Raw genomic sequence first — 17,931 nt, 5'->3', positions numbered from 1 at the left:
GATCACCCGCGAGGGCATAGCCAAAGCCCGCGCGAAAAGCCGACTCAAAGGAATACAGCCGAAACTGTCTCCGACAGCACGCAAGACGACGATCTGGACCACCGCTACCACGACCCCGGCGACGACGCGAGCCTGACCGACCCCGCCGAGGAATACAGTGTCGTCCACACCACTCTTCACCGCATCGTCAGCGGCCACACTTACGTCGGCTGACTTCTCATCGGCAAGGGTATGATGTTCCCCCGGTTTCGTGGAGTCGGGATACTGGACTTCAGGCCACGGGTTGGACAGGTGGTTGCATCATCTCGTATTCGATCGGAGTCCGCATACCGAGGGCCGAGTGGCGCCGCTGACGGTTGTGGAAGATCTCGAGGTACTCGAAAATCGCGTTCGCCAGCTCGATCCGGGTTCGCCAGCGTTTCCGGTTGAGTAGTTCGGTTTGCATTCTGCCCCAGAATGATTCGATGACGGCGTTGTCGTAGCAGTCGCCGATCGACCCCATCGATGGCACCAGCCCGGACTTGCGGGCGCGGTCGGTGAAGGCCCAGGAAGTGAATTGAGCAGGTTCAACCGATGGAAGCAACATCCGAGGTCAGGAGGGTGTTGTGGGAAGACCGTCAGATTGGGTTCGGGAGGTTACAGGGCGAGCTCCGATGCGGTCACCGGGTCATCCCGGGCATCAGCGAGTGGTCGAGCGTGCGTTCTGGGACGAGATCGCCCGAGGTGATCTTCCCACGGAATGTGCTGTGGCGGTGGGTGTCTCACCGGTCGCGGGGACGCGATGGTTCCGTGATGCTGGCGGGATGTCGCCGTATTCGTGGAGCACTCCGTCGGGCAGGTTCCTGTCGTTCGCCGAGCGGGAAGAGATCGCGTTGCTGCGGGCCCAGGGCAAGGGTGTCCGGCAAATCGCTGCAGTGCTGGGTCGTAGCCCTTCGACGATTTCGCGGGAACTGCGGCGTAATGCCGCGACCAGGGGTGGCAAGCTCGATTACCGGGCGTCGGTTGCCCAGTGGAAAGCGGAGTTGTTCGCCCGGCGCCCGAAGGCAGCCAAGCTGGCGACGAACCCCCGCCTGCGCGACTATGTCCAGCAGCGCTTGGCCGGGCAGATCACAAGCTCTGACGGGGTCGCTGTGGCCGGCCCTCGAACCGGCGCCTGGACCGGACGGAACAAGCCGCACCGCGGTGATCGTCGCTGGGTGCAGGCGTGGAGCCCGCAGCAGATCTCCAAACGCCTGGAGATCGACTACCCTGACGACCCGTCGATGCGTATCAGCCATGAAGCGATCTACCAGGCGTTATATATCGAAGGTCGCGGCGCGCTCGAGCGGGAGTTGATTTTGTGCTTGCGTACTGGGCGATCGTTGCGGATGCCCCGAGCGCGGTCCAAACGTGTCGCCTGGGCGCACGTGAGTGCACACACGTTGCTGAGCAAACGACCACCTGAGGCTGATGACCGGTCGGTGCCCGGCCACTGGGAAGGCGACCTCATCATCGGCACGGCCCGCTCTGCGATCGGCACTGTTGTCGAACGGTCGACACGGTATGCGGTCCTCGTCCACTTGCCACGCGAACAGGGCTGGGGTGCAGCCGCGCCGGTTAAGAATGGTCCGGCATTGAGCGGATACGGAGCCGAATCGATGAATAAGGCGCTGTCGGCTGCGATGAAACCGGTTCCACTGTCGTTGTTGAAATCGCTGACATGGGACCGTGGCAAGGAGATGTCAGGGCACGCGGTATTCACCAGTGAGACAGAGATTCCTGTGTACTTCGCCGACCCTCATAGCCCATGGCAGCGAGGAACGAACGAGAACACGAACGGGCTTCTCAGGCAGTACTTTCCAAAGGGAACTGATCTCTCCAGATGGAGCCCTGACGAGCTCTCGGCGGTCGCCCACACGCTCAACAACCGCCCCAGAAAAGTCCTCGGATGGCGAACACCGGCCGAAGCAATGACCGAGCATCTACAATCGCTGCAACAGTAGTGTTGCAACGACCAGTTGAATCCGCCTTGAACGCCGTGGTCGGAATGAATGATGAGGTGCCGGAACTTTCTCGGACAGCGACCCAAAGTAAGATTTGGGTGACTGAACGGAGTTGTTTGTGGCACAGAAGAAGTCGCGTCAGTTCAGCCCGGAGTTCCGGGAAACGGCGGCACGTGAGGTGTTCGAGAAGTCTCGGCCGATCGCCGATGTCGCGCGCGATTGCGGGGTAACCGATCAGACGATCCGGAACTGGGTGAAACAGCTCCAGCGCACGAACTCGGCAGCGGATACCGGGTTGTCTTTGCCGGAACGTGCCCGCTTGAAGGAATTGGAGCGGCGGGTCCGGGAACTGGAGGACGAGAACCGCTTCCTGGGAAAATCGGTGGCCTTCTTCGCGAAGAAGCACCGGTAACGGTCAAGTACGCGTTCATCGCGTCCGAAGAAGGCAATTACGCTGTGGTCGATATGTGCCGGTGGGCAGGAGTTTCCCGCTCAGGATTCTATGACTGGCGAAGCCGGAAACCCTCGGCCACCGCGCGGTGGCGGGAAATCCTCGAAGCAGAAGTCCGGTTCTGCTTCGATCATTCCGACAGCACCTACGGTTACCGCCGCGTCCACGCCCAGCTCGCCCGGTGGGGAACCCAGGTCGATCCGGACACCGTTCGGAAAATCATGCGTGAGCTGGGGTTGGTGCCGTGCCAGCCCCGGCCGTTCCGACCGGTCACCACCATCGCCGGCGACGCCGCCGACCTGCCCGACCTGGTGGCACGCGACTTCACCGCCGACGCGCCGGGACGCAAGCTCGTCGGTGACATCACCTATATCCGTACCTGGGAAGGGTGGCTTTATCTGGCCACCGTGCTCGACTGCTATTCGAAGAAGGTGATCGGGTACGCGATGGCGGACCATATGCGCACCGAATTGGTGACCGACGCCCTGCGCATGGCCATCCGGAACCTGCCCATCATGGTCGAAGGAACAATATTCCACAGCGACCGCGGCAGCCAGTACCTTTCCGCTGAATTCGCCTCAGTGGCACAAGAACTCGGCATCGTGCGATCGGTAGGCCGCACGGGAACTTGCTATGACAATGCCTGGGCGGAATCTTTCAATGGAACCCTGAAGAATGAGCGCGTGAACCGCACTCAATACCCGACCCGGGAACACGCTCGAAGGGATATCACCCGCTATATCGAGTTGCGGTACAACCAGATTCGTCTGCACTCCGGAATTGACTACCACACGCCGAACGAAGTAGAGTCCGCGTGGTTCCAGCAGAATCAGGCGGCTTGAGATAACCAAATCTCGCTGTCCGAGAACTTTCCAGCCCCTCATGATCGTGCCCGGCTCCGGCGACCGGTTCGATATCGCCATCCCGAGGGCGTTGGTGACCAGTGCCGCGGTCTGGGTTGAGTCGATGGACCAGCCGACGACCCGCCGTGAATGGGTGTCGAGCACGACCGCGCAGTAGACCTTTCCTTCCTGGGTGTAGTGCTCGGTGATGTCGGTGACCCACAGCTGGTTCGGCTGTGACCGGGTGAATGCCCGGTTGACCAGGTCACCGGCGGTCGGAGTCTGATGCCGTGGCCGGGCCCGTTTGACGCCGGGCAGGCCCTTGATTCCCGCGCGTGCCATCAATAGTTCGACCTGGTTGTAGCCGACGTCGATACCGAGGCCGAGGGTGAGTTCGACGTGCACCCGCGGGGCGCCGTAGGTGCCGCGGGAGGCGGCGTGGACCGCGCGGATCTGGTCGGTGAGCCAGGCGTGGCGGATCGCTCGTTGCGAGGGCGGGCGGGATTTCCAGTGGTAGAAACCGGACTCGGAGACGTCCAACAGCCGGCACGCGACCTGCACCGGCAATCCCTCGCTCGCGATCGTGGCTATGGCCGCGTAACGCCTTTTGGGCCATGGCCCTGTCCTTTCAGCAGCTCACGCGCCCTTTTCAGGATGGCGACCTCGTGCTCGAGCTCGCGGATGCGGCGCTTTGCTGCGATCAGTTCGGACTGCTCGGCGCTCGTTGCGCCCGGTATCTGGCCGGTGTCGATCAGTTCTTGTTTGCGCCAGACATAGATCGTCTGGTCGCTGATGCCCAGGTCCGCGGCTATCTGCGCGACTGGTCGGCCGGCGGCGACCAGGTCCAGGACCTTGCGACGGAACTCTTCGGGATAACGCCTTGGCACGAACAAGTCTCCTTCGATGACTTCGTGACCAAGAGTCAAGCAAACCAACTCCGGAAAACCGGGGGAACATCAAGCCCTCCAAGGAAGCGGGGGAACCTCACCGGCCGCAGCAGGTGCTCCGTACGCTCCCCGGGCGAGGAGTCCGCACCCGCATCGCTGGTGGTGCGCAGGATCAGGCCCATCGCCACACCGGCCACCGTGGCGTGCACCCCGCCGTGGTAGGTCAACGCCCAGATCGCCAGCCCGAGCGGCACGTACCACCACCAACCGCGCACCCGGTACCGCTGGAGCAGGTGGAAGACCACCAGCCCTGCCAGAGCCGCGCCGAGGGCCGCGGGATTCAAGTCGGTCGTGAAGAAGACGGCGATCACGAAGATCGCGCATTGACCGTCGAACCGCAGGTGCTGCTGCTGGACGAACCGACCTCCGCCCTGGACCCCACGACCACCGCCGTGGTGGGCGAGTTGATTCGCGATCACACCGCCGCCGGGGGCACGGTGATGCTGGTCAGCCACGACGAAGGGTTCGTCGCGCAGGTCGCCACCACGGTGTGGCGGCTCGAGCACGCGAAGCTGACCCCCGACACCCGGGGGCTCGACCGACACCACGGGCCGCGATGAACCCCGAGGTGTCGCTGCCCGGCTGGGGTGGCGTGGCGGCCAGTCTGGCGCTGGTCGCGGTAGCGGTCGCCATCGCCTACCGGCAGCGGCTGCGGTTGACCCGCGACCTGCTCGCCGCCACCGCGCGGGCCGCGATCCAACTGGCGGCGGTCGGTGCGATCCTGCTGATCGTGTTCGCGCACACCGGATTACCGGGCGCGCTGGCCTGGGTCGCGGTCATGGTCGTCATCGCCGGGCAGGTAGCCGGGCGGCGCGGTGCGGGCCTGCCGCATGCGCGCCGGGCCGCCACGATCGGCGTAGCCGCGGCCACCGCGGCCACCCTGTCCGTGCTGGTGCTGCTCGGGGTGATCTCGACCCAGGCCCGCGTGGTGGTGCCGGTCGGCGGCATGATCGTGGCCGGGGCCATGCAGGCCGCCGGCCTGGCCCTGCACCGGATGCTCGAGGACGCCCGCCGCGCCCGGCCCGGTATCGAGGCCCGCCTGTGCCTGGGCCTGCCCGCCTCGGAGGCGTTCGCCCCGTACCGGCGCTCGGCGCTGCGCACCGCGCTCATTCCGGCCATCGACGCCACCAAGGTCGTGGGCCTGATCAGCCTGCCCGGCGCGATGACCGGACTCATCCTCGCCGGAGTGGACCCGCTGACGGCCATCCGCTACCAGATCGTGGTGATGTACATGCTGCTCGCCGCCGCCACCATCGCCGCCGCAAGTAGTGGTGCGCTGGCCCAGCGTGCGCTGTTCGACGACGCGCACCGGCTGCGGAGCATGAATTAGCGGCGCTTCCCGCCCACGGTGTCGCCATCGATGGCGAGGTCAGCAACGGCGGGCAATTCCACGGTCACGACGGCGCCGCCGTCGGGATGGTTGGCGGCGTGGACACGGCCGTGGTGGCGGGCGGCGATGGCCGCGACGATCGACAGCCCGAGCCCGTTACCGCCGCGGGTGCGGGCGGCGTCGGCGCGGGTGAACCGGTCCAAGGCGTGGGGCAAGAACTCGGGTGGGAAGCCGGGCCCGTGGTCACGGACAGTAATGGTGACCATCGAATCGTGCTGTGCCGCCGTGAGGTGGATGGGTGGAAGCCCGTAGTCGAGGGCATTGTCGATCAGGTTGCCGATCGCGCGTTCGAAGCGGTCGGGGTCGACGCGCACCGACAGCCGCGGCGGACAGTCCAGCCCGATCGGGTCCGGGTAGCGGTCGGTGATCGCTGCGAGGAGGGGGTGTAGTTGGTGGGTATCGCCGGTGAGGAAGCTGTCGTCGTCGCTGCTGCGCGCCAGCAGCAGGAGGTCCTGGGCCAGGCGGGAGAGCCGGTTGGTGTCGTCGAGCGCGGCGCGCACCGTGGCGATGAGCTCGGTATTGCCGCGGGGTGCGCGCAGGGCGAGTTCGAGTTCGGTGGTGAGCAGGCTCAACGGGGTGCGCAGTTCGTGGCCGGCGTCGGCGACGAAGCGGCGCTCGCGGTCGAGCGCGTCGTGCAGCCGCGCGAGGAGATCGTTGAATGTGGTTCCCAGGCGCGCGATTTCGTCGTCGCTGTCGGGAATCGGCAGGTACGGGTCCGGATCGTCGGGGCGCAGCTGCGCGGCGCGGGCGCGCATCCGCTCGACCGGGCGCAGTGCGGCGGTGGCCAGCAGAAAGGCACCGGCGGTGGCGAGAATCCAGATCAGCGGGAACGCGAGGAGCAGTTCGCCGCGCAGGTCGGTGATCATCGCCTCGATCAGTGCGCGGCTGGGGCCGTCGGTGACCGATTCGTCGGCGGCGTCGCGGGCCTGGCGCACGGTGACGACACCAATACCCGACAGCACCAGCGCCATCAGCACACCGAAGGCGACGGTGAGCCGGATCCGGATGGGCCACCGCGAGATCACGACGGCTCCCGCTGTCCGGTCGCGGTGACCGGGTTGAGGCGGTATCCGACCCCGCGCAGGGTCTCGAGGCTGGTGACCCCGAACCGGCGGTCGATCTTGTCGCGCAGGGCGCGGATGTGCACCTCGACCACATTCGAGCGGGACTCGAACGCGAAGTCCCAGCAGTGTTCCAGCAGCTGCTGGCGGGTGAACACCGCGCCCGGATGCCGCAGGAAGGTTTCCAGTAGCGCGAATTCCTTGGCGGTCACCTCGATTTCGGTCTCGCCGCGCCACACCCGGTGGGTCACCGGATCCAGCCGCAGATCCCCGGCACACAGCGGCGCCGCGGGCTCGGGGTGCCCGCGGCGCAGCAGCGCGCGCAGCCGCGCGAAGAACTCCGCCAGATGGAACGGTTTCGTCAGGTAGTCGTCGGCGCCGCCGTCGAGCCCGGCCACCCGGTCACGAACCTGCCCACGGGCGGTGAGCATCAGAATCGGGACGTCATCGCCCTGGGCACGCAGCGTGCGGCAGACGGTGAACCCGTCCAGTTTCGGCAGCATCACATCCAGCACGATCGCGTCATAGCCACCGCCGGTGGCGGCGTCCAACCCGGCGACCCCGTCGGGGGCGATATCGGCGGCATATCCTTCCTCGGTCAAGGCGCGCCGCAACAGCCGCGCCATCCGTGGCTCGTCCTCGACCACGAGTATCCGCATCACTCACCGCCCTTTCCCGCCCTTCACAGCATGCCGCAACGACCGCCACCTCCGATGCCAGGCTTCATCGCAGCTTCATACTTCATCGCAGCTTCATACTTCATCGTGGCTTCATCACCACGGAGTAGATCTGTCCGCACACACCGCACCGCGCGACCGAGCAGGAGGCAGAACAGCGATGGACACGCCGATCACACTGTGGGCCGGAGGAGCGAGCTGATGACGATACGCACCGCGTTGACCGCCCTGCTCGCCGTTCCGCTGCTGGCCATCACGGCCTGCGGAAACGACACCGACACCCCCGACTCCACCACCACCGAGCACGGCGGCACCGCCGAGCACGCCGCCGCCACGCAAACCACCGACGCGGACTGGGCACCGGTCGCCGAGATCCTGGGCCGCAGCGGAAAGTTCGACAAAACCAATACCGTCTACCGGGTCGGGCTGCCGCGCACCGATCTGTCGGTGCAGGTCCGCGACGTCACCATCAACCCGGGCCTGTCGCTGGGCGGGTACGCCGCGTTCACCAAATACGGCGACCAGGCCATGCTGATGGGCGACCTGGTGGTCACCGAGGCCGAACTGCCCGCCGTCACCGACGCGCTGCAGGCCGGTGGCCTGGCCCAGACCGCGGTGCACAAACACCTGCCCCAGCACGAGCCGCCGATCTGGTGGACCCACATCCACGGCATGGGCGACCCCGCCAAACTCGCGCAGACCATCAAAGCCGCGCTGGACAAGACCGGTATCCGCCCACCCACGCCGGCATCGGGTGAGCAGCCGCCCCTGGACCTCGACACCGCCGGCATCGACACCGCGCTCGGCCGCAAGGGCACCAGCGAGGGCGGGGTATACAAATACGGCATCGCGCGCGCGGAAACCGTCACCGACGGCACCCACACCCTGCCCGCGGCCCTGGGGTTGACCACCGCGATCAACTTCCAGCCCGTCGGCGGCGGCCGCGCGGCGATCAACGGCGACTTCGCGATGATCGAATCCGAGATCCAGCCGGTCGTCCAAGCGTTGCGTAGCGCCGGTATCGAGGTCGTCGAGATCCACAACCACGGCCTCGACGACAACCCCCGATTGTTCTACATGCACTTCTGGGCCGTCGACGACGCCGTGCGCCTGTCCAAGGCACTGCGCACCGCACTCGACGCCACCAACCTGCAGAAATAAACCCCAGTATCGAGGTAAAACCGTGCTCACACGCGCGCGAACCGCGCTCACCCTGCTCGCCACGGTCGGGGTGGTGACCGCCGGGACCGGCTGCTCCGACACCGGCCCGGCATCAGAGCCCACCACCGCGGCTGGGCCCACCGCGACCGTCGGCCAGGTCACCACCATCGGCTTCGACGACAACACGACACTGCCAGAGGGCACCGACATCGCCACCGGGACCTGGCAGATCCAGGCCCAGGACGGCACACCCACCCCGCCGAACGCGTTGTGCCAGACCGCCACCGCCGAATATCCCGCCCTCACCCTCGGCCCGGCGAACTACACCGACGCCACGATCAGCGTCCGGTTCCTGCCCATCTCCGGCACCGAGGACCAAGCCGCCGGAATCATCTTCCGCAGCGTCGACCCCGGCAACTACTACGTGCTGCGCGCCAACGCACTGGAAGGCAACGTCAACTTCTACCAATACACCAACGGCACCCGCTCGATCCTCGCCGAAGCCAACACCCCCGTCCCGACCGGACAATGGCAGGAACTGCGCGTCGAGATCACCGGCGACACCATGACCGGCTACCTCGACGGCACCCAGATCGTGCACACCCGCCACGACCGCCTGCGCAGCGGCCGCATCGGACTGTGGACCAAGGCCGACTCCCACACCTGCTTCGACGACTTCACCGCCACGGCGCGGTAGCGCGAACACACCCACGCCACCGGTCATGGGCGCCTGCCCCGTCGCCAGACGCCCATGACCGACCCGGCTCGCCGCGAGCGGCAGCCGGTGCATCACGACACATCTCGAGAAGGGAACCTACGATGCGGCCACGCACGATACCGGACTGGATCGCCTTCGTATTACTGCTGATCGGCGCGTTCGCCTGGGCCGCGTTCGTCACCGACGTCAACGTGCTCGACCGGGCCCTGGAACCGATCGCCGACCCCCTCGACGACATCGTGTTCGTGCTCATCGGGCTCGCCGGCCTGTACTGGATCATCCGCGTGATCACCGGTGAACGCAGCCACCAGCACTGAACCACCCACGAATCCTGCTGGATGGGGTCCCGCACCGGGCAGCCGAGACCGGTGTCCGAGCGGCTCAGCGGGCAGAACGCGCCCCAGGAGCGCCCCCGGGTCAGTCGTCCTCGTCGGGGGCGTCCGGATCGCGGAGCGGCCGGTGGCCCTCGCCGAGTTCGGGCAGATGGAAGCTGTAATGGCCTTCCAGGCGAATGTGCTTTCGGATGAACGCCGAGAGGCGGGCGGCGTCCTCATCGCGCACCGGATAGTCCTGGGCGCGTAGCTCGTCCAGTGCCCGGTCCAGGTACACCGAATTCCACAGCACGACACAGTTCAAGATCAGGCCGAGCGCGGAGAGCTGGTCTTCCATGCCGTCGAGGTAGGCGCGGGTGATCTCGCCCCTGCGGCCGTGAAAGATGGTGCGTCCCAGGTCGTGACGGCCTTCTTGGAGGTTGGCTTGGGCCTTTGCCTCGCGCCGATACGGTTCGTCGTCGGCCATCCGCAGAATGTGCAGCGTCTTGAAGGTCCGGCCGTAGTGGGCGATGGCCTGTCCCAGGCTGGTGGGGTTGCCGTCGCGGGAGATCATGCGGGTGACCTCGTGCGCGGAGACCTCACCGCGGTTCATCGACACCGCCACGCGGCACATGTCCTCCCAGTGGGAACACACTTTCTCGATGTCGATGCGGCCGCGTGCGGCCTTGTCCAGGGGACCGTAGTCGGCGGCCGGGTCGATGCGCCACAATCGCTGATCAGGCAGGTGCTTGAGCTGCGGCCGATACTTGCGGCCCAGCAAATGCAGCAGGCCGAAGACGATGTCGGAATACGATCCGGCGTCGGAAATGATGTCGTCGGGTACCTTGCTGCCCTCGGGTTGGCGCAGGATCACGTCGATGGCGTTGAGCGAGTCACGCGGGGTACCCGACACGACCATCGCGTTGAGCCCGGCGGCCTGGTCGTTGAGCATGTTCAGCCAGGTACTGCCTCGTTTCGGTCCAAAATATTTTCGGTTGGGTCGGGCGTGGATGGACCGGACGGGCACGACGAACCGCATCCCGTCCACACTGGCGACGCAGCCGCCGCCCCACAGCTGAGCCAACGGCACGTTCGCTTGGGCGTTGACCAGCACCGTGTTCGCCACAGCCATCGTCTCCGCCCGAATATAGTGCTGGTCGACGTGGCGCAGCCGATCCCGTGTCAACGCGTCCGCGCCGGGTGAAACCACCGGCGCCAGAACGACATTCATCGCCTGCGAGCACAACACCGCCGCGACCGAGACACCGAGGTCGGCGACGCGGGCACTGGTGCCGGCGACGTGCGTGAAGGATTCACCGAACTCCGGAAGCCACGACATCACCTCCAACACCAGCTCCGGCAGGTCGACCCGCGGAATCATCGCCGCCGCGCGGCGGCGCAGATCGGTCAGACTGGGTGGATCCGGCACCGCGCTCAACGCCGCCACGTGCAGTTTGCCGTCCTCATCCACGCTGGCGGGGGTGTCGTCGCCCAGGCGCGCGGCCAGCTCCCGGTATGCGGCATCCACGCTCGCGGCCAGCTCACCGAGCATCGGCCGCGGATTGTCCGGCAGGCCCAGGGCGTTCATGCCGGTGTCGCGGGCAGTCTCCCACGCCATCCCCGACAGCAGATGCGTGCGCGGGTCACGCCATTTCGAGGAATCCTCGGCGAAAATGTTGCGGTAGCGCAGATGCCGATGGAACTGTTCGAGCACACACAGCGTGTACGCGGCCCGATCCACCGTCTCCTCCGGCCGCTCCGCGGGGTACACCAGTCGCTGCCAGCCGCCGCTCACCAGGTCGTGATCGACACGGCGGGCTTCGAGCCAGCGGGCCGGGAGCCCACGGCTCCGTTGCGGGGAGATCAGCTCGGCCAGAGTGTGCATAGCCTTGAGGACCGGCCCGGCGTCGCCGGTGGCGCCGAAGTCGATGGTGCGCATCATCGCGGGTAGGAATGAGCGGACCGTGGCGAATCGGCCGGCCAGCTCCTCGAGGCGCTGTCCGTCGAACTCCGGATCCGCTTGCGGGACAAGCTCGTCGATCGCGGCCAGCGCCGCGCGTAGCTCGGATTTGGAGACGGTGCTCTCGATCAGGTCCCACACCAGTTCCAGGGACAGCTGCGGGTCGGCCTCGCTCATCTCCAGCAGTACCCGCACGGCGCGGGCGAGCTTCCCGGCGTTGCGGGTCACTCGGGGATATCGGCGCAGCTTTTCGTCCTTGGACTGGCGTTCGGCCTTGGCCATCAGGTCGGTGACCATGAGCAGGTCGAACAGTTCGAGCACGTCGTCGACCGCTTTGGCCCGCAACGTGAACGCTGTCGCCGTCAATAACGCAAGCAACCGTTCCCGCTGTGACTTCAAGCGCCGTAGATGCGAGGTCTTGCCGGTGATCCCGTGCGCCGCCAGGGCGATCAACCGGCGCGGCGGCACCTCGGTGATATCGACCGACGCCGGGACCACCGCATACAGGTCCCGCGCCCGTGCCAGCGCGTGCTTCATTCCCGTCGTCGACGGGGTGAACGCGCCCCTGCGCAGGCGTTCCAGCTCAACCACCTTGCGGCGGCCCTCCTCGCGGGTTTCCAGCAGCCCCAACAGGATTCCCGCTTCCCGGCCGGTGAGCTGGGAGGCCAGATGCGTCCACAGCCGCTGATCAGCGGCCTGCTTGCTCTCGGAGACGAGCCGTTCCAGGGTCGTCACGCCCGGAAGCAAGGCACTGCGTTCGCGCAGCCAGCGCACCGCGCCCGCGGTCAGAGCCTTCGGGCCGTCGCCGGTCATCCACGCTTGATCAGCGATCCACGCCACCAGCTCGCCCTCGACCTGCGCGAACTCGGTCAGCCCGTCGGTGCGGACGATCTCGTCCTGATGGTCGTAGCGTGTCTGCTTGCGTTCGGTGTAGGACTTCACGCAGGTCGGGTCGGCGATATCGAGCTGTTCGGCCAGGTAGGTGACCACCTCGGCCGGGACATCGAGCGGATCCGGCAAGAACATGCCAAGGTAACGCACAGTCACGAGCTGGAGGGCGAAACCGAGGCGGTTGCTGTCGCGGCGACGCTCGGCGATCAGCTTGCGATCGGCATCGTCGAGGTAAAAGAACCGCTCCAAATCCGTCTGCGACAGCACACCGAACCGGCCGTATTCCACGGCCCCCTCATCACGCACAGCCGCACATGAAACCACCAGCGGCGCAACCGCGCTCGCTGTTCGACCGAATCAACCAGAATCAGAACAAGATCTCGGCCGAATCTTCCACATCAGGTATCGGCCCAGCCACGAAATCGGCGAACCATGAGCCCACGTCGACCGGGTCCGATTCCGGCGGCAACCCGGTCTCACGCCACACCCCGTACGGATCGGCTAGCCCGCGGCAATACCAGCCGGTGCTCGCGTCCCACAGCAGCACGCTCAGCCGCGCCGCCGGCACCGCGCCCTCACGCACCGCGAGCGTGAACCAGCCCGAACTGCCCCGCACCGGATCCGGCGGGTACAGGACCGGATCCAGATCCGCGGCGGGCAATCCCAGAGCCTCGCCGATCAGCACCTGAGCCTCGGCGACCAGGACCGCCGCATTCACCGCCTCCAGCATTCCCGCATGATCCCACCGACCACTGACACGCACCGACCAGGGCAAACATCGCTAAGCGCGACTTTTCTCGTCACTGGACCCCACATGCCTTCCCGAGTCGGAAACCGGCACGGGAACCGACTGCCGAATGCGCCGGGGCCGAACCCGCGATCCGCGCCATGACCTGTGCCGTTCCGGATACGGGCACCGATTACGCCACCCACATCGAGGAGGGGGCTTTTCATTCACGGTGAGCGAAATTCCGTGGACATCCCCCGCGCCCACGAACCTGCAGGTTAGGCTTACCTTTCAACTTTTGCGCGTCAAAGGAGTCGAACAGTGTTCTCGAACCATCTCCGTCCCCTCGCGCGGCGCCGTCTGGCCGCCGTCGCCGTCGCGGGCGCCGCGACCCTGGTTCTCGCGTCCTGCTCCTCCGGTGACGACGACACCACGTCCGCCGAGGCCGGCGACGGCTTCCCCGTCACCATCGCGAACACGTTCGGCGAGACCACCATCGACAGCAAGCCGGAACGCATCGTCACCCTCGGCTGGAATGCCCAGGACATCGTCTACGCCCTCGGCGAGACTCCCGTGGGAATGCCCCGGTACGACTACGGCGCCGATCCCAACGGTGTGATGCCGTGGCTCCAGGACCAGTTCGACCCGGATGCCACCACGCTCCTCGACGCCGCCACGTCCATTCCCGTGGAAGCCGTCGCCGGTCTCGCGCCCGACGTGATCCTCGCCCCCTACGAGGGCTTCGAGGAGGGCGTCTACGACCAGTTGTCGACGCTCGCCCCCACCGTCGCGTACCCCGACAAGGCCTGGCAGACCACCTGGCAGGATCAGACCACCCTCGTCGGTGAGGCGCTGGGCAGGTCGGACGACGCGGCGGGGCTGGTCGAGGAACTGGACCGCACCCTCGCCGACACGGCGGCCGCACACCCCGAATACCAGGGCAAGACGATCTCGGTCATCAGCCTCGACGAGGCCTCGTCCGCAGCCGTGTACATGCCCACCGACCCTCGGGTCCAGTTGCTCACCGAGATCGGATTCGAGGTCTCGCCCGGGGTCCAGGCACTCGCCGATTCCGACACCGCGGGCGCCTTCTACCGGGACATCTCCCTCGAGAACCTCGGCGACGTCGATGCCGACGTCGTGATCGTCTTCCTCCCGGAGGACCGGCCCCTCGCCGAGTACCCGGTTCTCGGTGCACTCGGAGCCACCGCCCGCGGTGGTGTCCTCGGCCTGGCGGACCAGCGAATCGTGGCCGGATTGAGCCAGACCAGCGTCCTCGCCACCCCGTGGGTGCTGGACCAGCTGACCCCCCAGCTGACGGCGGTTGCCGAAAGCTGAATCCGCCACCGACGCGATCCGAATTCTCCCCGGACACAGGGGCGATCGGCGTAGCGTCCGATCGTGACGCCGACGACGCGGTCGGCCCGGCACGGGAGTGAACAGCCATGGTCCAGCGAGCTGGCGCATACGACGGGAGTGCTCCCCGGGCGGACGTCGCACACGCCGTCCTGTTCGCGGCGGCGGCCGCGCTGGGCGGATTCATGTTCGGTTACGACACCGCCGTCATCAACGGTGCCGTCGGAGCGATCCGGGACAGGTTCGAGATCGGCGCGGGCGAAACCGGCCTCGCGGTCTCCCTCACGCTGCTCGGCGCTGCTCTCGGCGCCTGGACGGCCGGACGCATCGCCGACCGGATCGGCCGCATCTGGGTGATGCGGATCGCGGCAGTGCTGTTCGCCGTCGGGTCACTGGGCTCGGCGTTCCCGTTCGACATCGTCGATCTCACGTTCTGGCGGTTCGTCGGCGGCACCGCAGTGGGGCTCGCGTCGGTCATCTCACCCGCGTACATCGCCGAGATCTCCCCGGCCAAGATCCGCGGGCGGCTGGGCTCGATGTACCAGTTGGCGATCGTGCTCGGCATCGCCGTGTCACAGCTCGTCAACTACGCCCTCGCCGCTGCCGCCGGCGGAGCGGGCAACAACCTCGCCGGCATCGCCGCGTGGCAGTGGATGCTCGCCCTCGCCGCCGTGCCGTCACTGCTCTATCTGGTTCTCACGACCACCATTCCGGAGTCTCCGCGCTTCCTCGTCTCCCAGGGCCGCATCGACGACGCCCGCCGCATCGTCGCCGATCTCGAGGGCGGCGACGAGGCTCGGATCACCAGCCGGATCGGGGAGATCCAGGCCTCGCTGGGCACCGAACGGGTACGGGTCCGGGTCCGGGACCTGTTCTCCGAGCACTACCGCGTCGCGTCGCTGGTGTTCATCGGTATCGGGCTCGCGGCGCTGCAGCAGTTCGTGGGGATCAACGTGATCTTCTACTACTCGGCCACGCTGTGGCAGGCAGTCGGCTTCGGCGAGGACCGCTCCCTGCTGATCAGCGTCGTCTCCGCCCTGGTGAACATCCTCGGCACCTTCGTCGCCATCGGCGTGATCGACCGAGTGGGACGAAAACCGCTGCTGCTCACCGGGTCCGCCGGAATGGCGATCACCCTCGCCACGGTCTCGGTGTGCTTCCACTCGGCCACCATCACCCGCGACGAGCACGGCGAATCGGTGGCGACCCTGTCCGACACCAACGGCGCGATCGCCCTCGTCGCGGCGAACCTGTTCGTCTTCTTCTTCGCGCTGTCGTGGGGACCGGTGGTGTGGGTCCTGATCAGCGAGATGTTCCCCAACCGGGTGCGCGCGGCGGCCGTGGGCGTGGCCACCTCGGCCAACTGGATCGCGAACTTCCTGGTCTCGTCGACGTTCCCGTCCCTGGCCGACTGGAACCTGTCGATCACCTATGCGGTCTACGCCGGGATGGCAGTGCTGTCGTTCCTGTTCGTGACGAAATTCGTGAAGGAGACTCGGGGACGCACTCTCGAGGAGGCCGGCTGACCGCGGCGTCAGGCGTCGGCGGCGCCGCTCGCGACCCACCCCTTCACCTGGTGAGCGATGTCCTGGCCGGTGAGCCCGAGATCGCAGAGCACCTGGTCGCGGGACGCGTGATCGAGGAAACGCTGCGGAACGCCGACGTCACGGCAGACCGTGCCCACCCCGGCTGCGCGCAACGCCGACGAGATCGTCGCGCCCACACCGCCGTGCACGCCACTGTCCTCGAGGGTGACCAGAAGTGGGAAGTCCGCGGCCAGCTTGACGAGACCGTCCGGAACGGGCAGGACCCACCGTGGATCGACGACCGTCACCGCCACCCCGTCCTCGGCGAGTCGCTCGGCCGCGTCGAGCGCGACCGAGGCGAACGCCCCGACCGCCACGAGGAGCACGTCCCGGCCACCGTTCGCGGGAACCCGCAACACGTCGACGACGCCGTCGAGACGTTCGACGGCCGGGTGTTCGTCGGGCACCTTCCCCTTCGGGAAGCGGATCGCGGTCGGACCGTCCGAGACGGAGAGCGCCTCGCCCAGTTCCTCCCGCAACGTCGCCGCATCGCGCGGTGCCGCCACACGCATCCCCGGGACGATGCCGAGCAGTGACAGGTCCCACATTCCGTTGTGGCTGGCGCCGTCACTGCCGGTGACTCCGGCTCGGTCGAGGACCAGGGTCACCGGAAGATCCAGGAGTGCGACATCCATGAGGAGCTGATCGAACGCGCGATTGAGGAAGGTGGAGTACACCGCCACCACCGGGTGCAGCCCACCGAGCGCCAGGCCCGCGGCCGAGGCGACGGCATGCTGTTCCGCGATCCCCACGTCGAACATCCGCTCGGGAAAACGCTCCCCGAACGCCGCGAGTCCGGTCGGGCCGGGCATCGCCGCGGTGATCGCGACGACGTCCTCACGCTCGGCGCCCCGTCGGACGAGTTCGTCGGAGAAGACCGACGTCCAGTCCGGCGCCGACGCCGACGTGGACTTCCCGGTGAGCGGGTCGATCACGCCGGTCGAGTGCATCTGGTCGGCCACGTGGTTCTCCGCGTGCGCGTACCCCATGCCCTTGCGGGTCACGGCGTGCACGATGACCGGACCGCCGAAGGCCTTCGCCCGTCGCAGGGCGGATTCGAGTGCCGCCTCGTCGTGACCGTCCACCGGACCCAGGTACTTGATGCCCAGGTCCGTGAACATCACCTGGGGGCTCACCGCATCCTTCAGACCGGCTTTCATTCCGTGCAGGATCGAATAGGCGGTGCGACCGACCCACGGCATCCGCTGCACGAACTTGCGACTCTTGTCGAGGACGCGCTCGTAGCCCGGCTGCAGCCGCAACGCGGCCAGATGATCCGCGAGACCACCGATCGTAGGCGCATAGGAGCGACCGTTGTCGTTGACGACGATCACCACCGAGCGATCGTTGCCGGCCGCGATGTTGTTGAGCGCCTCCCAGCACATGCCGCCGGTCAATGCCCCGTCGCCGACCACCGCGACGACGTGACGGTCGTTCTGCCCGGTCAGTGCGAACGCCTTCGCCAGCCCGTCCGCGTAGGACAGCGCGGCCGACGCGTGCGAGGACTCGACCCAGTCGTGCTCGCTCTCCGCGCGCGACGGATACCCGGAGAGACCACCCTGCTTGCGCAGCGAGTCGAACTCCGCCGCACGGCCGGTGAGGATCTTGTGCACGTAGGCCTGGTGGCCGGTGTCGAACACGATCGGGTCGCGCGGCGAGTCGAAGGTACGGTGCAGCGCGAGCGTCAGCTCGACGACGCCGAGATTGGGCCCGAGATGGCCGCCGGTCGCCGACACCTTCTGCACCAGGAACTCACGGATCTCGCCGGCCAACTCGGTCATCTCCGCGGGGGTGAGCCGACGCAGATCGTCAGGCGTCTGTATGCGGGCAAGGACACCCAACGAGATCGCTCCCTCCGTCACGCAAGCCAC

15 protein-coding genes and 3 pseudogenes are annotated in these 17,931 nt (G+C 67.0%); 9 read left to right on the top strand and 9 right to left on the bottom strand.

Features of this window, described 5'->3' with window-relative positions; all coding sequences use genetic code 11:
- Positions 1-271: 271 nt before the first annotated feature.
- Positions 272-559, bottom strand: a pseudogene (locus G4H71_RS20220) (transposase); the annotation flags it as partial.
- Positions 560-653: 94 nt separating this feature from the next.
- Here G4H71_RS20220 and G4H71_RS20215 point away from each other — a divergent pair.
- Both G4H71_RS20215 and G4H71_RS20210 read left to right on the top strand, forming a co-directional pair.
- Positions 654-2,001, top strand: a pseudogene (locus tag G4H71_RS20215) (IS30 family transposase).
- Between the two features lie 99 nt (positions 2,002-2,100).
- Positions 2,101-3,275 (top strand): IS3 family transposase gene (locus tag G4H71_RS20210; RefSeq protein ID WP_185280442.1). Its coding sequence is split into 2 segments (ribosomal slippage): positions 2,101-2,356 and positions 2,356-3,275, totalling 1,176 coding nucleotides; the frame shifts between segments, so codons are not numbered across the junction.
- Between the two features lie 57 nt (positions 3,276-3,332).
- Here the strand turns inward: G4H71_RS20210 and G4H71_RS22940 are convergent.
- The 3 genes and pseudogenes from G4H71_RS22940 to G4H71_RS22420 form a co-directional block, all read right to left on the bottom strand.
- Positions 3,333-3,836 (bottom strand): annotated as a pseudogene (locus G4H71_RS22940) (IS3 family transposase); the annotation flags it as partial.
- A gap of 26 nt (positions 3,837-3,862) precedes the next feature.
- The gene (locus G4H71_RS20200; RefSeq protein ID WP_029930832.1) at positions 3,863-4,162 is read right to left on the bottom strand and encodes a transposase; all 300 of its coding nucleotides are present in this window, start codon (positions 4,160-4,162) and stop codon (positions 3,863-3,865) included.
- 35 nt (positions 4,163-4,197) lie between these two features.
- The gene (locus tag G4H71_RS22420; RefSeq protein WP_029930831.1) at positions 4,198-4,533 is read right to left on the bottom strand and encodes a Na+/H+ antiporter NhaA; all 336 of its coding nucleotides are present in this window, start codon (positions 4,531-4,533) and stop codon (positions 4,198-4,200) included.
- A gap of 12 nt (positions 4,534-4,545) precedes the next feature.
- Here G4H71_RS22420 and G4H71_RS22415 point away from each other — a divergent pair, with 12 nt between their 5' ends.
- Together G4H71_RS22415 and G4H71_RS20190 are read left to right on the top strand one after the other, a co-directional pair.
- Positions 4,546-4,782 (top strand): ATP-binding cassette domain-containing protein, encoded by a 237-nt coding sequence (locus tag G4H71_RS22415; RefSeq protein WP_029930830.1) that lies wholly within the window; start codon positions 4,546-4,548, stop codon positions 4,780-4,782.
- Complete coding sequence (locus G4H71_RS20190; protein WP_029930829.1) at positions 4,779-5,552, top strand: ABC transporter permease; 774 nt, start codon at positions 4,779-4,781, stop codon at positions 5,550-5,552. Before G4H71_RS22415 ends, G4H71_RS20190 begins: the two co-directional genes overlap by 4 nt.
- On the opposite strand, the gene G4H71_RS20185 is transcribed toward G4H71_RS20190, so the two are convergent.
- Positions 5,549-6,637, bottom strand: coding sequence for a sensor histidine kinase (locus tag G4H71_RS20185; protein ID WP_052373458.1), 1,089 nt, complete (start codon positions 6,635-6,637; stop codon positions 5,549-5,551). The two genes, G4H71_RS20190 and G4H71_RS20185, sit on opposite strands and share 4 nt — an antisense overlap.
- Complete coding sequence (locus G4H71_RS20180; RefSeq protein WP_029930827.1) at positions 6,634-7,332, bottom strand: response regulator transcription factor; 699 nt, start codon at positions 7,330-7,332, stop codon at positions 6,634-6,636. The genes G4H71_RS20185 and G4H71_RS20180 overlap by 4 nt, the downstream gene beginning before the upstream one ends.
- A 219-nt stretch (positions 7,333-7,551) precedes the next feature.
- Between G4H71_RS20180 and G4H71_RS20175 the strand changes: the two genes are divergently transcribed.
- The 3 genes from G4H71_RS20175 (at position 7,552) to G4H71_RS20165 (ending at position 9,546) form a co-directional block, all read left to right on the top strand.
- The gene (locus G4H71_RS20175) at positions 7,552-8,511 is read left to right on the top strand and encodes a DUF1259 domain-containing protein (protein ID WP_081872688.1); all 960 of its coding nucleotides are present in this window, start codon (positions 7,552-7,554) and stop codon (positions 8,509-8,511) included.
- A 22-nt stretch (positions 8,512-8,533) separates the two neighbouring features.
- Complete coding sequence (locus G4H71_RS20170; protein ID WP_052373457.1) at positions 8,534-9,208, top strand: 3-keto-alpha-glucoside-1,2-lyase-like domain-containing protein; 675 nt, start codon at positions 8,534-8,536, stop codon at positions 9,206-9,208.
- Between the two features lie 122 nt (positions 9,209-9,330).
- Positions 9,331-9,546, top strand: a complete 216-nt coding sequence (locus G4H71_RS20165) for a DUF378 domain-containing protein (protein WP_029930824.1) — start codon at positions 9,331-9,333, stop codon at positions 9,544-9,546.
- A gap of 100 nt (positions 9,547-9,646) precedes the next feature.
- On the opposite strand, the gene G4H71_RS20160 is transcribed toward G4H71_RS20165, so the two are convergent.
- A complete protein-coding gene (locus G4H71_RS20160; RefSeq protein ID WP_246442733.1) occupies positions 9,647-12,679 on the bottom strand; it encodes a Tn3 family transposase in 3,033 nt (1,010 codons plus the stop codon).
- A gap of 79 nt (positions 12,680-12,758) precedes the next feature.
- A complete protein-coding gene (locus tag G4H71_RS20155; protein ID WP_029930822.1) occupies positions 12,759-13,121 on the bottom strand; it encodes a hypothetical protein in 363 nt (120 codons plus the stop codon).
- Between the two features lie 318 nt (positions 13,122-13,439).
- Between G4H71_RS20155 and G4H71_RS20150 the strand changes: the two genes are divergently transcribed.
- Positions 13,440-14,456: an iron-siderophore ABC transporter substrate-binding protein gene (locus G4H71_RS20150; protein ID WP_083343188.1), complete on the top strand. Its 1,017-nt coding sequence runs from the start codon at positions 13,440-13,442 to the stop codon at positions 14,454-14,456.
- A 107-nt stretch (positions 14,457-14,563) separates the two neighbouring features.
- Complete coding sequence (locus G4H71_RS20145) at positions 14,564-16,000, top strand: sugar porter family MFS transporter (RefSeq protein WP_072738635.1); 1,437 nt, start codon at positions 14,564-14,566, stop codon at positions 15,998-16,000.
- Positions 16,001-16,008: 8 nt separating this feature from the next.
- Here the strand turns inward: G4H71_RS20145 and dxs are convergent, their stop codons facing one another.
- Positions 16,009-17,901: a 1-deoxy-D-xylulose-5-phosphate synthase gene (dxs, locus tag G4H71_RS20140; protein ID WP_072738734.1), complete on the bottom strand. Its 1,893-nt coding sequence runs from the start codon at positions 17,899-17,901 to the stop codon at positions 16,009-16,011.
- Positions 17,902-17,931: the final 30 nt, after the last annotated feature.

The organism is Rhodococcus triatomae, from assembly GCF_014217785.1.
In the GTDB taxonomy this organism is placed as follows: Bacteria; Actinomycetota; Actinomycetes; order Mycobacteriales; family Mycobacteriaceae; genus Rhodococcus_F; species Rhodococcus_F triatomae.
This window is presented reverse-complemented; position numbering and strand designations above follow the sequence as displayed.